At 67.9% G+C, this 16,490-nt stretch carries 3 protein-coding genes; all 3 read right to left on the minus strand.

The window, feature by feature from the left end:
* Nucleotides 1–419: 419 nt before the first annotated feature.
* The 3 genes from H6726_09200 to H6726_09210 all read right to left on the minus strand — a co-directional run bounded on the left by H6726_09200 (nt 420) and on the right by H6726_09210 (nt 15,636).
* Complete coding sequence (locus H6726_09200) at nt 420–8,576, minus strand: VCBS repeat-containing protein (GenBank protein MCB9657808.1); 8,157 nt, start codon at nt 8,574–8,576, stop codon at nt 420–422.
* 49 nt (nt 8,577–8,625) lie between these two features.
* On the minus strand, nt 8,626–9,987 hold the full coding sequence (locus tag H6726_09205) for a hypothetical protein (GenBank protein ID MCB9657809.1): 1,362 nt from the start codon (nt 9,985–9,987) through the stop codon (nt 8,626–8,628).
* Between the two features lie 309 nt (nt 9,988–10,296).
* Entirely contained in the window at nt 10,297–15,636 is a 5,340-nt protein-coding gene (locus H6726_09210; protein ID MCB9657810.1) for a hypothetical protein, read from the minus strand.
* Nucleotides 15,637–16,490 lie beyond the last annotated feature (854 nt).

A 16,490-nucleotide genomic window follows, 5' to 3' on the forward strand; every position in this document is an offset into this window, starting at 1 on the left:
CGACTGTTGAACACGCACACCTTGGCGACGCGACCTTCGGACAGGACACCCCCACGCGCTATCGGTGTGTGATACCCAACTCGGTCTGTCAGATCGACGAGCACTTCTTCACCCCGGACAGTGATCCGGTCAGGACCCATCCTACCGTCCGAACGCTGTTGTTCGATCACGGCAACTTCACCTTCTACCCAGTGGCACCTCTCCATTCCATCACGAACGAGGTCTGCCTGAATCGAGGCCCCATGTAGTGAACCTGATATGGTCGCAACCCCGACCAGGATCGCAGCACAGGCAAAGACTCTCGCGTTGCGAATCCAGGCAAGTCGGGCTCCAACCGCCGCCGCCACCCCAAACAGCGCCCCGACGACCATCGCCGCATCCAGACCTGCCGACCTATATACTAGTTCCCACATAGCACCTCAATCACTGTCACCGAACTCCAACCAACTGCCAAAGTCGATCCTATCACCATGCCCAAAGCCGATCCCGGGATCTTGCTCGGTTCGCTCAGTCGTCACGACAGGAATGTAGAGCGTGTCGAACCTCCTGAACACGTTGAAGCCCGTAGAAGTACTACGCTGAGCTAGGTCAATCCCAAAGTACGCAGGGTTGTCCTCAGACAGATCGCCGTCTCCCCAGAATATCGTAAATATTCCAAGAATCTCAAGATTATGGAATATCCCCTTCCACTCTGCACCTCGCCCACCGATTGCGATATTCGGCCCAAACGACCACCCAAACCCGGCCCCCAGCGCGTAGTTCTCTTGCCTGAGTGAATCGCCATCGTCTACGGTGGGCACAACGAGATAGAGACCACTGTGACCTTCGCCTTCAAGCGGCGCAACAGACTGAACGTTTAGACCTACGGAACCTGCGGTACCTAGAGTGCCTCCGCTCACGGTCCCGGAGAAACCAAACGAGAAGTCAACTGGTATCGACGAGATCATCCAGGGTCGTTCTTCAGACTGTTCCTGGTCGCTGTCCTCGGGTGGCGGAGATGACGCTTCATCGCCACCCGTAGCTGCGAGCATCAGGAGTAGCAGCTGCGCGCTAGCGTCGTCAGAAATCGCCTCCTCCATCAGCTGCTCCAGTGTGGGCTGACGGGGGCGCGGGGGCTGTCGCTCAGGGGACGCCTCAGCGGGTGGTGCGGTCGGATCGGAGAGTAGGATTTGCTGCTCCTCCGGGTCCCAGTCCTGCATCACATGGTTGGGCGTCCGAGGGGGGGGGGCTGGACATTCGCCTTGGCATTGGAGCCCGAGCGGGTCCCTGGCCTGCAACAGGCTCCCGCCAACGTAGTGGTACCCGTTCATCGCCTCGCCTCCGCCCATGGCGTGCACGCTCAGCGGGTCTACGCTTGCCCAGCGGCCGAGCCGGGGGATCAGATACCGCTCCCCGAAGTACACCAGCCCAACTTCTTCGTCGGCTTCCTTGCCCGTGAAGCCGATCGGCTCGAGCTGCATGGAGACGTCCTCGGTGGTTCGGTGCGTCTCGCGTGCGCCGTTGGGGTAGAAGGTGGTGTGTTCCAGGAGGTCGCCACTTTGCAGATCTACGACGGCGGCGGTGCTGTGGACCAGGTCGCTGAGCGGGAGGGTCAGGCGTTGCTCGCAGGTGAGGGCGCCTGTGGGGTCCAGCTCGTTGTTGTTGGCCCAGACGAGGCGGGCGCCGCCCACGAGGTATTGGGTCTCGGTTCCGAGGGTGGTGCTGGCGTGGTAGGTGTGGCCGGCGTAGTCGTGCTCGAGGCCGCGGCGCTCGTAGTCGCCTGGATAGGGCTGGAGCGTGGTGGCGGCGAAGGCGTCTCCGTCGCGGCCGCGGTTGAGGGTCTCCTTGATCACCCGGACGTTGCCGGCGTCGTAGCGGTAGCGCTGCTGGACCATGAGGTACCAGCCGCCGGAGGCGCCTTGGCGGTCGTAGCGGCGGGCCTCGGCCAGGCGGTTGAGCTCGTCCCAGTCGTAGCGGTAGTGCTGCTCGCGCTGGCAGCGGCAGTTGTTCTCGAGCGTGCTGCGGCGGGTGGCGAGGCTCTGGTCGCGGGGGTCGGCGCAGACGAGCGTGGCGGAGCGGTCGAGGCACTGGCTGCGCACCGTCATGTGGGTGACGTTGCCGTCCTGGCCGTAGTTCAGGGTGACGTAGCCGCCGTGGTCCACGCCCACTTGGCGCGTGGCCGGGGCCGGCCGGATGTTGGTGCTGAGGTACAGGGCGCTCGGGCGGTCGGATGGCGACAGCGGGGAGAAGCCCGGGTCGTCGTTGCCGCTGCTCAGCAGGCCGGCCGAGCGCTCGTAGAAGACACCCTGGTCGTCGGTCCAGTCGGTCTGGTTGGCCAGCCAGTCGTAGTCGTACGTGAGGTCACGCACGCGCGTGGGCGCGTTGGTGGACACCATCGGCGCCGGCCGCCGGTGCATGGGGTCGCGCTCGCCGTGGGTGCTGCCGTCGAGGTTGGGGCGGGTGCGCTCCTCGCGCCAGTCCGTCGCCGCATCGTCGTAGCCCGGGTCGAACGCGCCCGTCTGGTCGTTCATGTACGTGAACGCCACGTTCGTGACGCGGTAGAGCGCGTCGTGCTCGATGTTCTGGCGCCACGGACGGTAGCCGGCGGGCCACTCGGCCGTAGCGCGGGCGTCGGTCACCTCGGTCAGGTTGCTGACCGCGTCCCAGGTGTACTGGAAGTCGTGCACGGTGGTGACGGCGTTGAGGTCGGGCACCACGGCCCCCGCGCTGGGGGTACGCACGGCCAGGCTGCGCTCGGGGCGTCCTCGCTCGTCGTAGGTGGTCTCCGTGTACAGGGTGCCGATGACCTGGGGGTCGCCGTAGTCCGTTCGCACGGGCTGCCGGTCGGCGTTGTAGGTGACGTTGCGCACGATGGGCACGCCGTAGAGGGTGCCGCCGTTGGCGGACACGCGGAGGTCCACGCCAATCGGCAGGCCCAGCTGGTTGTAGTGCAGCGTGCCGCCGACTTCGGGAGTGAAGCCCGTCTCTCCCCCCATGGCTTCCCAGTCGGGGTCGCTGGGGTAGTCCATGGCGACGGGCCGCCCCGCGTAGTCGTAGGTGGTGCGCGCGACGTAGGTGTGGCCTGCTTCCTCGTCCCAGCGGCGGGTGGTCGGTGCCAATGGCGCACGCAAGCCAGTCTGCGTGAGCTGCGCGTTCAGGCTGGCGTTGAGGTTTCGTGCGCGGGGCAGCACCGCCATCTGGCGCAGCGCGGCTTCGGGCTGGCCGCGCTGGTCGTAGACCACCACGCTGCGCTGCGCGCGATCGGTCGAGCCGCTCAGCCGGCCTATCCAGCGCGGGTTGTCGGACACGGCTGCCACGTCCAGGTCGAAGTCGGGCTCTTCGTCGAAGAAGTAGCGCACGTCCACCAGCTGGCCCTGCTGGGCGTCCTCGGCCATGCCGATGGCGTCGAGTGGCAGCGCCGTGTCGGGCAGGTCGCCCGGCGGGATGGCCTCGGCGCAGGTGACGTAGTCCTCGGCGATGAGCCGGCCGGCGTGGTCGTAGTAGAAGTTCTGGCCGCAGCCGCGCGGGTCGCGCACCGCGGCCAAGTCGCCCACGTCGTTGAAGAGGTAGCGCCAGGTGCGGTTGGCGTCCGTGCGCGCGGCGTCGCGCGAGTCGCTGTCGGGGTCGGTGGAGGCCACCCGACGCCCGAGGGAGTCATAGGTGAAGGTGCGGAACAGCAGGTGGGTGCCCACCACGCTGGCCCCGGCGCCGAAGGGGGTGTCGTCCTCGGTCTCGGCGCGCCCCACCTGCAGCGCCACGCCGTCGGCGCGGTAGAGACTGCCCAGCCGATAGGTCTCGAGCACGTTGCCCGTGGACGCGCGCCGTTGGCGCAGCACCTGGTCGATGGTGCGCCCCTGGCCGTCCACGCGGGTGGTGGTGCACGTGGCGTTGAAGCGCGGGTTGGAGCTGCGGTCGAGCGCGTCGCACACCGTGGTGCTGGTGGCGCCGTAGGCCGTGTGGGTCTCGGTGTGGTCTTCGGCCGCGGCGCGGATGACGCGCCCGAAGGCGTCGTAGGTTGCCGTGGTGTAGGCCGTGGTGGGGATGGTCAGGGCCGCTGCCGCGCTGGGCTCGGCGCCTCCCCACAGGTCGTTGTGGTAGCCCATGTAGGAGCTTCCGCGCGCGTTGAGCACGGCCAGCCCGCTGCGCTCCCACTCCATTGGCCCGCGGCGCGCAAGCGAGACGCGCGGGCGGCCGAGACCGTCCACGTACGAGACAGTGTCTAGGTACTCGGGGGCCGTGCAGCCCACGTTGCCGTGGTTGACACGGGCCATGATGCGGCTGACCGGCGAGTCGGCGGTCGCCAGCTGGTAGGTGAACGACTGGGTCGGGGCCCCCGTCATGGTGCAGTCGTCGAACGCGGGTGGCACCACCGCCGTCAGGCGCCCGAGGCCGTCGTAGGCCACCGACGAGGTCTCGTCGTTCGGGTCGGTGGCCGTGCGCAACACGCCCATGCCGCGCTCCCACGTGGCATGGGTCTCCAGCAGGCAGAAGGGGGCTCCGGCGTTGGCCACCGGGTCGGCGCAGAATGTGGCGTCTCGTCCCCGCCGGATGGCGATGCGCTCCGACGTGGGTAGCTGGGCGTAGGCCTCGTCCACGCTGACCTCGGAGTAGCGCAGGCACTCGTTCAGCCCGCCTGCGTGCAGGTTGCCGCTTGCGCAGCTGGCGCGGGGCGTGCCCCACGCGTCGTACTGCGTGGAGGACTCGATGACCTGCGCGCTGGGCATGGTGTAGCCCTGCGCGTCGGCCGTGCCGGCGAACTCGAAGGTGACGCCGCCGGGCAGCTGGGCGAGCGCCTGAGTGTGCTGCAGGTCACCCGTGACCGGGTCGAAGGTCTGCGTGCTCCGGCCCAGCTGGAGTCCGCCGTCGCTGGCGCCCGTGGTGAAGCTCTCCACGGTGCGCCACAGCCAGTTGCCGCCGGGCAGCAGCGCGGGCACCACGTGCCCCACGGTGAGGTCCTGGGGATACGCGGCCGGTTCGGTGTCGTGCTCGTCCTGCAGGCGGCCGTGCGTGGTCTGCTGCCAGACGTTGCCCACGTTGTCGACCACGTCGGTGGTGCCACGCACGTGGGCAAAGCGCGCGCTGCGCACGGGCACACGCCACGTGTAGGGCGCCCCCGTCGTCGTCGCGCCGCCGTTGTTGTCCACGCCCTCGAACTGCAGCCACGGCAGCTCGCGCTCCTCGCGCGCCCCCACGAACTCGGCGTGGTGGTAGCGGAACTCGTCGGTCTGCGAGACGTAGGCGTACCAGACCACGCGTCCGTCGAGGCCCGTGACGAGGTGGCGCGCCACCACGGTGCCGTGCGCGGTGGCCAGGTAGGCGTGCTGGGCGTCGTACGTCTCCGTGTACCACTGGCGCCCCTTGAGCGCCTCGAAGGGGTTCTCGGCCAGACGGTCGCTGGCGATGTCGCTCGGTCGGCGCCCCTGGTGGAAGTAGGTGCGCACGTACTGCGTTCCGTGGTGCTCATCGCCGATGGCCACGGCGTCGGCCGCGCCGAAGCCCCGGAACTCCTGCTCGATGCCCTCGTAGTAGCCCTCGTGGAACTTGAACTCGCTGCGCGTGACGTTGGCCGCGCGCCCCAGCAGGTTGAAGTTGTCCGTGGTGCTCACGGCGCGCACCACCGTGCTCAGCACTGGCGTGCCGCCGCTGCGGTACACGCAGCGCCCGCTCAGCTCGTACAGCAACTGGTCGCCCCAGGGGCACTGGGCGGGTCCTGGCCCCGGGTCGGTCAGGGTCTTGCCACGAGGGGGGCCCACCTGGCTCCACTGGAACTCGTCGCCCCCGCAGTCGCCTGGGCACTGGTCCGCCTGCACCAGGTCGCGGGTGTAGTCCTCGGCGGCGCTGGCGTAAGTGAGCGTGGTGGCGGCACCGAGGCCGTTGTGCACGCGGGTGAGCAGGCGTGGACGGACACCGCCCAGCAAGTCCATGTACTGCCACTCGCCGGCCCGCCCGTACACCAGGTCCGTGGTACCCGAGCCGTCGATGTCGGCGAAGCGCACGTTGGAAGCGAACTCGGGGGCGAAGGGCGAGGCGAACGTCTGGCGCGCCGTGAAGCGCTCGCCGTTCACGTTCATCCACACGTCCAGGTTGCGGTAGCGCACCTGCACCACGTCGCTCAGGCCGTCCTCGTTCACGTCGACGGTGAACACGCCGCTCAAGTCTGGGTTCAGCTCCGGCGGTGCGTTCTCCATGTGGCGCTCGCGGCCTGCGCCCTCGTTGCGGCCGCACGTGGCTGGGCCGTCGCCCCACAGGGCCTCGCCGCGCCCGGGCCAATACACCAGGCGCCCGCGGCGCATGCGCACGATGTCCTGCACGCCGTCGCCGTTCATGTCCGCCAGGCGAATCTCCGAGTCGCTGAAGTCGACCGGGTTGCCGTCGTGCAGCAAGCAGGTCTCGAGGGGCGCGGTGGACAGGGTCCAGGTCCCGCTGCCCTCGTTGTAGATGGCCTGCCCGAAGCGCCCCTCGCCGCCGGGCGCCCAGCCCAGGTTCATCCAGGTCTGCATCACCGTGCCGGTGGTGCGCACCACGTCCACCAGGTGGTCGTTGTTGACGTCCCACATCTTGTAGTGCGCCCCGTCGCGCACGAGGTCGATGCGCGGGTCGTCTCCCACGTTGTCGAGCTCCACCTCGGCATAGGTAAAGCCCCAGCCCTGCTGCGCGGGGCGCACGCTGTAGTCCACCTCTTCGTCCGCGCGGCGCGTGGGCGTGAAGTACCCGTAGCGATCGAGCCGCGGCATGTGCAGCAGGTCGCCGCGGCCGTCGCCGTCCACGTCCATGGGCGCGATGTTGGCGTTGCGCATGCGCATGACGCCGCTCAGGTCGCCGCGCATGGGGACGGGCACCGCGTCGCTGAACACGCCCGCGCGACCGGCCGGGGTGGTGCTCGCGCCGCGGAAGCCGTTGAAGAACACGCCTGCCGCGGGGGCGCCAGAGGCCGTGCGGTAGCGCGCGGGCTCGGTCACGATGAGGTCCGGCAGGCCGTCCGTGTTGACGTCGTACAGGTCCGCGTCGGCGAGGTCCACCGACACGTCGGGGCCGAACGCGACGTTGTGCACCGCGTTGTCCACGCCGCCAAAGCCCGCGACGGAACCGAGTGGCATCTGGCTGTACTCGAAGGTCATCGGCGGGAGCAGCTCGCCCACCGTGCTGTCTTCGAGCGCCGTCTCGAGCACGCGCCCGTTGGTCATCACACCTGGGGGCGCGTTGCCCAGTGGCACGTTGGGGCGGCCCTCCACCTGCACGCTCGCGAGGAGCGAGTGATGCACCTGGCCGTGGTAGGCTAGGTGGTAGCGGCGGACCAGGTAGCGGGTGCCCACCGCCTCCTCGGCCATGGTCACGGTCACCATGCGCACGCGCCAGCGCAGCTCGGTGCGCCAGCCCATGGTGTAGCTGCTGAACACGTCGGGGCGCGCCGTGTCGTAGGTGATCTGCACGTGCGCGGCGTATTGACTGAGCGGGGCGCGGCACGCGCGCTGGGCGTCGGGGACGCCCCCCTGCGCGCAGCTGTTGGGCGACACGTAGTAGATGTCGGCCAGGTAGTTGTGCCCGCGGTCCTCGAGGTAGCGGTAGTACACCGTCGACCCGTGCGCGTCGCTCATGCGGGTGAGGTACCAGCTGAAAATGCGACCATGCCCTGCCCCCAGCTCGCTGGTGAGGCTCAGGCGGCTGTCGAGGTCCGGGGGGCCCGTCATGGCCGGCAGCTCACCGAAGTCGAAGCGCGTACCGTCCTTTCCCTGCACCACCCAGCGGCGACCGTCCGGCGAGCGGAAGAAGCGCATGAACCCGCCCTCCACACGCGCGCGGTACTGCTGCCACGTCGCCACGTCCGTCGGCACATCCCGGGCGCTGTCCACGTCGAAGAGGCCGCTGGCGTCCACCGTGCCCATGCGGGTGCTGTCGACGGGCACCAGCTCTTGGCCGCCGTTGTAGATGAAGCGGTCTTCCTGCGCGTGCCACGCTTGGCGGTCGTCGTAGCGGGGGAGTCCGCGGTCGGTCTGTCGAGCGATGAACGGCACGCTCATCCCCCAGCCGATGCCGACGACGCCGTTGCCGCTGGTGCTGGAGTAGCCGAGCCCGAGCGACGGCTGGACGCCGGCCCGACCTGCGGGGAGCGCGATGGGCACGCCAAAGGTCGCCGTGCCGCTGCTCAGGTTGGGCGTGAAGCTCTCGCCCATGCCTTCGATGGAGCCCTCGGCGTTGGGCAGCGAGATGGCCTGCGGCGTAACGGAGCTGTTGCCCTGCTCCGCGCCGGGAAGGTCTTTGGGCTCGGCTCCTTCGGGCTCTTGTTCCTCGCCCTCACCGGGTTCGACGCGCTCCTCGACGCTGTCCTGCTCCTCGTCACCGGTCAGTTCGCGACGCTGCTCGTCCTCGGCGTCGGCGTGCTCCTCGGCCCCATGGCGGCTCCCGCGTGCCTCGGTCTCGCGGCCAGCGACCGTCCCGCGACCCGCGGCCGACTGCACGTCCTCGCCCGACGAGCTGCGCTGCGTGCTCACGCCGGCGCGCGTGCCCGCCTGGGACATGGCGCCCGCGGGCAGCCAGAGAGCCGGGGCAAGCAAGCATCCCAGCAGCAACACTCTCTTCGCGATTCGAGTCCGTCTCATCCGTCATTCTCCCGCGCCGAGCTGCCCCGGCTGCGGTTCGAGAGCTCCCTCACGGAGGGGGAAGCTGAAACACCACCGCGCCAACGCGCGCACCAACGACCTGCGCCGTGTAACCAAACCAGACCGAGCCGCCGGTCAGCTCGTAGGGGGCTGCGGCGACCACCGGGAAGCGCTCCCCACGCATCAGCAGCCGGAGCGCGTCCACCTCTTCGGGCGGCGTGATGCCCACAGAGAGGAACAGCGGGTGCGGGACCGGGTCGTTGTCGTTGTAGACCACCACGTAGCCGCCTGAGCCGCCCGGGCCGTAGGGGGCGACGTGCGGGTCCGACGCACCCAGGTTCGCGTCGACGTCGAGGGGCACGGCCGCCCCCAGCACGCCACCGGCCGCATGGGGCAAGCTCATGGCGTAGAGGTCGCCGTTGCCGTCTTGTCCGCGCGTCGTGTAGGCCAAGAGGTAGCTGTCGCCCTCCGGGTCCACGTCGGTCAGCTCGAGGGACGTGGCGTCGCCCGGCAACACCACGAACTCGTTGCCCAGGGGCCCGCTCTGAAGAAAGCGCCGCGCGCGCAGCTGGATGGGCGCGCTGAAGTCTCCAATCTGCGACAGCCACGCCACCATGAACTCGTCTCCATGGGCCGCCACGCTCGGGCGGGTCTGCGTGTCCGTGGTGGTGCTCGCCACTGGAAACACCTCGGACACCGCACCCGACGTGTTGCGGAAGCGCCGGCCCCACACGTCCGAGTCGGACGTGCTGTCCTCCCACACCACGACGAAGCTGTCGGTCAGTGCGGCCAGCTGGGGATAGCGCTGTGAGCCCTCCATGGGCCCATGCACCACCTGCTCGCTACTCAGGCTGCCGTCAACCGCCACTCGACGCATGCGCACCACGAACGCGGGCAGCCCCCCGACCATCCGCGAGGCCGTCCACGCCACCACGAACCCGCCCGACGTGAGCCCCACCGCGGTGGGCGTCATGTCGAACGACGTGAGCGTCGTCTTGTCGACGGTGAGCGGGTTCTCCAAGTCCAGGAAGTTGCCGTAGCGGTCGAGCCGGGACGCGCGCAGCTCTTGGCGTGCCTCGCCGAACTTGATGTGGTGTTGCACCCACACCAAGAGCCCGTTGCCCAACCCGTCCAGCACCAGCAGCCGACCCGTCGCGGAGAAGCGCGCGCTGTACTCTTCCGAGCCAGGGTCCACACGCGCGGTGAACTCGGTGGGTTCGCAGCCCATGCTGCACGTGTCGCCGTCGTCGGCGTTCTGGTCGTCACACCCCTCGCGGGGCCAGAGCGCCATGCCCCCAGGCTCGCGGTAGCCGTCGCCGCAGCCACGCATCACACACTGTCCCGCCACGCACAGCAGCGTGTCCGTCTCGCCACACAGCGTCCCGTCCGGCAGGGTCGACGCTTCACACATCCCCGTAGCGGGGTTGCACTCGGAAGGCGCGCATGGGTCGGTGGCGATGCAGCCAGACGCACACGGGCCCGCGTCCACACCCACATCCGGCGAAGCATCTGAGCCTACATCCGCGAGGTACATGTCGACCCCACCAGCGTCCCTTCGCGCGCCCTGGTCCACGCCCGCGTCATCCGACACGCCACCGTCGCCGTTCATCATGCCAACGTCGACGCCCGCATCGCGCCGTGAACGCCCGTGGGGAGACGCACACCCGGAGGCGAGCGCGACCCAAGCAACAACGGTCACGGCGACGAAGCGACGCATCGCTCAGTTGGTTCGCGTCCAGAAGCGATAGCCGAGGACCAGCTGAACGTCTTCGATGCCGTTGAAGTTCACACCTGGCTCATCCCACACACGGAGTCGGTAGGTGCCCGTCACCGGCCGGCCGCGCATCTGACCTTGCGTGAACTGGCTGATGAGCGCCTGGTCCGCGCCGCTCATCGGGTTCGAGAGGTACCGCTCCGCAGCGAGCGCGCGCGCATGCTCGATGCGCCCCGTGTAGAGAGGCGCGTCGTACGAGCGCCCATCGTGGCCCAGCACCGTGTACGGTCCGAAGTGCTCGAGCGAGTAGGGGACGTAGCCGGCGCTGTAGCAAGTGGATGGTAGGTTCGCGTCACGGCACTGGCGCGACGCGGACCCGACGACGTTCGCCGCCACCGAATCGATCCGGTAGTTGAAGTTACCGCGTGCGAAACCGGACGCAGCAAACGTATTGCCGCGTTGGATGGACTCCTCCGCAACGGTGAAGCTGGTCTCCCAGTAGCAGTAGCGCGTGCGCTCGTCTTCAGGGCAGCTCCCCTGGAAGCCAAGGTCGCAGAGCTCCTCGCACCCGTACGTCCACGATCGGTCACGGAACTCGACACCGGTCGTGTCCTCGCAGACCTGCTGCCCGTACGTCAGCGTGTCTTCGGTCGAGGCAAAGTCTGGAACAGCGATGTCCCCCAGGTCCGGGTCGAACGTCGACACGCCCCACGGCATGCGCTCGAGCATCACGCCCGCCACGACGGGCTCCATCAGCTCGTTGCCGTTCTCACCGTACTCGACCTGTGGTCCGACGTGCACCTCGATGGTCTGAACAGTGGGTACGAAGACGTAGCGCCATCGGCGCGTCCACACTTCGTCCGCCTCGTCGGCGAAGCTCCCAATATCTTGTACCTGCGCCGCTGGCGCCACGCTTGCGCTACGTACCGAGAGTTCGGGCAACTGGTTCGCATCCGCCTCGGCAAGCTCGTACCAGGACAGCCGATAGAGTCCCACCGCCCCGCTGAGTGCCTGCGAGTACGTTGCCCCCGGTCGCCAGCCGCAGCCTGGATCTTCGAGGCCGCTCTCGTCCACGCAGGGGCAGTCCACGCCAGGGCAGCTCGGATGCCCCGGGCGGAACGTGAGCCGCATGGGGTTGGCGACGCCCGTGATGCCCACCGGCGGTCCGTCGATGTCGGCCACTGGCGCAACGCTGATGCACGCCGCTTCTCCGGGAGCCGCGGACTCGAGGAAGCACCCTGTCGGACGCCAGCCCCGTGGCTGAACGTCGGTCGCCTCCGTCAGCGACGCCGAAAAGTAGAGGAGGTTGCCGACGGGTGCCTCGCACAGCGCCCGAATGTTCTGGATGTCGTCACGAAGCGAAACCACCGCGACGTCGACGCCATCCGTGAATGGGAAATCGTGACGGTAGGACTCCACGAAACTCTCCAGTAGCGACACGTAGTCACCGACAGCGCCCGCTGTGTACTGCCCAGCGGTGTTCTCGTCCGGGTCGTCGGAGGTCTGCTGGCCGAAGTCGATACCGTCCATCTCGCAGATGGTCGACTCCCACGCAGCCGGTCGGTCAACCAGCGAGAGGTCGTTGGTCAGGTCGGCGAGGCGCACACCGAAGCGCTGCTCGATGGCTCGCTTCGCCAAGAAGCTGAGGCGAATGGCGTCCCGCTCCGCCCGCCGATAGCGTTCGTGCTCAGCGCTGTGCCGTGTGCGCAAGCTGCGACTCACGGGAAGGATTGCACCCGCCTCGTCGGTGGACAGAAACAACGCACGAGCGAGCGCGCGGTCTGCCTGAGCCTGCATGCTGTCCAGCTGAATCAGGTACTGGTCGATGGCGGCGCTGCTGGTTCGGAGCCGCGTCTCCAGCAGACGAAGGTTGACGGTAGCCTCATCCGACACGTTCTCCGCCGTCAAGATGAGTAGCGCGCGGTTCGAGTCCGCGATGGCCTCGTTCGCTGCGAGATTTCTCGTGAGTCGCTGGACATTGGTGGCGTTGACGGCGCACTGCGCCGCCGCGCGCACCGAGCCGGCGATCGCCGCCTTGACGCTGAAGATCGACCCTTCCGCCGCTGCGAACAAGCTTTGAGCGCACTGGTTCGCCTGCTCGGCCACTCCGGTCTTGTAGTTGTTCCGATCGATGACGTCGATGTTGGCTAGCCGGCTGAGCTCTTCGTTGGCAGACCGCACGGCACGCTCGAGTCGCCGCACTTCCGCCGCCATTTGCTCTGGGACAGCGCTCAGATCGACCATCGCCGCACGCAACCCGGCAACCACGACGCCATACTCACCGTGGATACCTGACGTCCCCGTGGCGTCATTGGCGTCGAGGGACTCGACGACGCTCACCGGCATCTTGGCGAACACCATCCGGTTCGCGAGGCCGTGAACGGCGTCGGCCGCGTATTTCAGATCATTCAAGATGTCCGGTAGGTCATCTGCGGAAATGTGCGTACGCGGCGTGGGCACGACGCTGATCTGCGACGTAGCGTCTGCTTCGCAGATCAGCTCCAGAGCGTCGAACACCTGCCCCGCGGTGAAGGTGTTGCCCATGGCGCGGGTGTAGTAGTCCACGCCCACGAGGGCCCAGCCGTCGACACCGTCCAGAAACCACGGAAACACATGGTCGCATCCGAAGACATTACTTGGACAGCCGCTGGGATGGAACGGATCTGTGAGGCCCAACATCTGAAAGTACCGTGGGCGAGCAGGGTCACGAAGCGACCGGAGTGTCTCGGAGGCAACGAGGCGACCGTTCTCCACGTTGAGAGGGTCCAGCGGTGACACGGTCTCCCCGAAGGGCGCGCTAGAATTGATGGTCATGAAGCCCACGCCGTCCCATGGGCACGTCGTAGTATGAACGTAGGGTTCCTCTCCCTCTGAGCGCCAGACCCACATTACGTCGCGCTCTAGAGTCGAAGCGGCAGCCTGACAGGCGGCATATCCTTGGCGGTCTTCTTGGTTGATACTCCACCGTCCGTAGGGCGAGCCTCCCGCGATCCATGTGTCCTCGTATCCTGTGGACGACCTACCCTCGACGCTCACGAGGATATTGCCCTGGTCGTCCTGCTCGACGGCGACCCCCCACGGCACGACGAAGCCCTCGAGTGTCTGTTGACCAAGCCACCGCGCTGCAACCGCGGCTTGAACCATACGGGCGTTGAGAAGCTGTCGGCGCCCCTGGTTCGCGCACGAGTTCCCGTCGCAGAACAAGCTTCCCGCCACACGACCATTGCTGCACCGATTCTCTTCGAACCCGCCTTGAGCACAGACGCCGCTGGCTCGCGGTCCGTTGACGATGTCACCGTTGGTGAGAATGGTTCGCTCGCCAACACGGAGTGACGAAAACGACCCTGGCCGCGCCTCCCAGTTGATGCCACGGGCGATTCGTCGCGCGTTGCTGGCAGAAAAGAAGTCGCTTTCGATAAAGACCTTCCACCATGCTAATCGAGTTGCAAGGTTGTTCGTGCCTATCCGCATCAGGCGACGCGCCTCCCGAACATCGTCGCAGAACCCGGGTGGAGCCTTGGTGCCCGCGGAGAGCTGTGGTGCCGAGAAGAGACCAAGGAGGTCTGCGCCACTGATCCTGACGGACACGTATCCGTCGCCGGCCGCGGCGCAGCCGGTCGGAGGGTCATCTTCGGTGGGCTGGCGCGGGCATGCCTGGTCCGGGAGGTCGTAGTCTCGTGCCTTGCCACACACCTGCGTCTCTTCGCCAATGGGGTGGAAGATGCATAGCTCCTGCGAGCCGAGGCTGACGAAGGGACGCCTCGTCGAGGCTTCGAGGCATCGGATGAGATCTTCCATCCCAGGCGTATCCTCACCAAGGCACCGAGCGATTTCCAGCGGAGTGCCCGCGTCGGGGCAGGTGCTCGTGACGTTCTCTGCGGTCAGCGGCGCAATGCTGATGGCCGACCCACAGATGGACTGGATTTCGGCAATTGCCGCCTCAGCACGGAGCTCGATCTCGAGCTGCGTACCCTGGGCCTGCCGCCCGAGCTCGTCGGCGCGGTCAGCTGCCTGCCGCGCGCGCACCAGGTAGCTCCTCCAAGAGCTCTCGAACGCATCGCCGTCGTCGGTCAGCGAGTCCTCGAGTGGAAGGCGCGCGTCGTACGTCGTGCCGGCGCAGTCCACTTGGGGCGCCGCACAGTCTGCCGCGCTCGGCATGAGCAGCTCCGCCGCGCGCCGCTCGGCCTCGGGCTGCAACGTCCTCACGGCGAAGCGAGACACGCAGTACTGCCCCGGCCCGGATGAGCCCATGTCGGGCTGAAAGACCGGGCCCATGTCGGGCATGAAGCCCGAGCCCATGTCGGGACCGAGGTCCGGCGGCGGGCCCGCGTCCTCGGGGACCCCGGCGTCCATCGACCCGCCACCGGGCGGACAGTTGGGCACGGCGTACTCCTCGGGAACGTCGATCGTCGCGATTTCGTCGTACGAGTTCGGCTGACCGGGCGTCGCGCCCGGTCGCGGGCGCAGGAGGTACACCCGCTCCGCGTTCTCCGGCCGCTCGTAGTAGTAGAACCTCCCCGCAAATGGGTAGAGGCCATCGATGGAAGACTGCGGCATGGAGATGATCGGCTGACGGAGCTCCTCCAACGCTGCCGCGCTGCAGTCGCCCGCTTCGTTGACGCCACGCACCGCGCAGTTTACGTCTTCGAGGTTGGCGGTGATCCGCCACTCCTCGTACTCGGAACCCGCGACGAACATCGACACCACGCGGAACTGGGTCTCCGGCGTGTAGTTGAAGACGATGGCGGGGTCGGGGGGGTTGTAGTTGAAGCTGTCCGCAGGGAGCAGCTGGTCTGACACACCAATGCCGCCCAGGAAGTCCGCCATCCCAACGCCGCGCGCAGCCTGCAGGGAGGCGAGATAGTCGTCGTAGGCGTCGCCGTAGTCGTCTCCCAGCGCGGCCTCGAGGCGGTCCGCCAACTCGATGAGCGTGTACCGCTGCGACGCGAGCACCGGCGTGTCGTAGATCTCGTCTGCGACCGGAGGGCCGTTGGTGTCCAGGTGCAGTTCCGTGGCGTTGGCGTACGCGAGCCACGTCTGGAGCGAAGGTGGCTCACGCGTGGCGGCGTAGACGGCCGGGTCGATCTGGTATCCGCTCCCGCCCTCGGTCAGTGGCGGCGAAGGGAGGGTGACACCATCGAGCGCGACCGAGAGGGGCCTGCGGAACGCGCGAATTTCTTGCTGGAGTGCGACGCGCGCCGCCGCGAAGTCGCTCTCGCTCAGGCCGACCTCGGCGAGGAACTCCTCCGGCGTCGGCAGGTTGGCGACCCCCGGCTCCGGAAAACGCGCGAGACCGGTCGTGGCGAGGTAGTAGCGGGGCATGACCGCGTCGGGCCCGTTGAACAAGAAGTCCTGCAGCGAGACGGGTGACTCGACCTGACCAGGGATGGCGACGAGCCGCGTGGGGTCGACCGCGGAGAGTCGGATGACCGATGGCCGCGAGCGTCGCGGGCGCGAGCGTGGCGCGGTCGCAGAACGGGTTCCCGGCGTAGGGACCAGCTTCCACCTCGTTGGGTCCAACGATGAGGCTCCCCGCGAACTGGCGGAGCTCCCAGCGCGTCTGAGAGGCCTGAACGGGGTCCGAGATGCGCCCGGCGGACGAGTCTGCGAGCCGGACGTAGGCGTCCATGGCACCGTAGCCCAGCTCGTCGATGAGCTGCGCGTAGTCACCCGTCATGAACGCGATGGCGTCGATGAGCGTGACACCTTCCGTGAATTCCGAGGCGCACTCCTCCTGATTCGCGGACGACGCGAGGGGCGGCTCCGAACCCTGCCCGCTAGGCACCGCGTCCCGAATCGTGAGGCCAGCCTCGCGGAAGCGGCTCAACCCGAGTTCCAGCAGGAGCGCGCGGGCTGCGAGATCCTGTGGCGGAAGCGTCACGGTGGTCCACTCCGCGGGAGCGATGCGCGCGCCCAGCACCAACGGCGCGACCGCGTCGGCGATCTCGGCGTAGGTGTGCCCGATGCAGGTCGCACGCTCGAGCCGGCAGCTGATATTCCCACAGGTCTTGACGCTGTCGTCTGAGCACACGATGTGCTCACCGCTCCAGCCGCCTTCCCCGTTCACGCCCTCCCCGTTCATGCGCTCGAACGCGATCTTGTCGCAGTGCGCGAGCACGATGTCCTCGTGAAACTGGTCCTGCGAGAGCACGTCGCCAGCAGTCGGCGCCTCGGGATCGGACGACACGGTCCACACCTGG

The organism is Sandaracinaceae bacterium, from assembly GCA_020633055.1.
GTDB lineage: Bacteria > Myxococcota_A > Polyangia > Polyangiales > Houyiibacteriaceae > JADJJE01.

Coding starts and splice junctions, on each gene's coding strand:
- H6726_09205 (MCB9657809.1), bottom strand. CDS start 9,987: ATGTGTGAAGCGTCGACCCTGCCGGACGGGACGCTGTGTGGCGAGACG.
- H6726_09200 (MCB9657808.1), bottom strand. CDS start 8,576: ATGAGACGGACTCGAATCGCGAAGAGAGTGTTGCTGCTGGGATGCTTG.